Genomic DNA, 400 nt, shown 5'->3' on the forward strand with positions numbered 1-400 from the left:
TCCTTGAGCGGCCGACCGCGGATCGTGACGGCGATCAGGCGGCGGTCCTTCAGCGTCTTCGGATCGACCACCCGCAACGTGTCGGACCCGTCGGAGCGGATCAGCTGCGTCGCGTCGCCGGTCAGGCCCCAGCCTTCGCCGGTGTAGCGCATGTTTCCCAGCGGCTTGAGCGTTTTGGCGTTCCAGCGATGCGCTATGCCGTCATGCCATGTCAGGCTGACGAGGTCGTTACCCACCAGCGCCACGCCCTCCCCGAACTGCGTCGCGGGGATCGTGGCGCGGGCGAGGATGCGACCGTCATTCAGGCGGACGCGGCGGACCTCCGACCGACCCTCCTGCCCGGTGCTCTCGACCAGCACGCCGTCGTGCCACAACAGCCCTTCGGTGAAGGCAGTACGGT

1 protein-coding gene is annotated in these 400 nt (G+C 68.2%); it reads right to left on the bottom strand.

Going from position 1 to position 400, the window contains the following annotated elements; translation table 11 throughout:
• Nucleotides 1-400 (bottom strand): glutaminyl-peptide cyclotransferase (locus tag AC0IYH_RS29605; protein WP_471837629.1); only part of this gene is annotated, 400 nt, incomplete at both ends.

This window comes from Pseudomonas sp. AC463 (assembly GCF_979253585.1).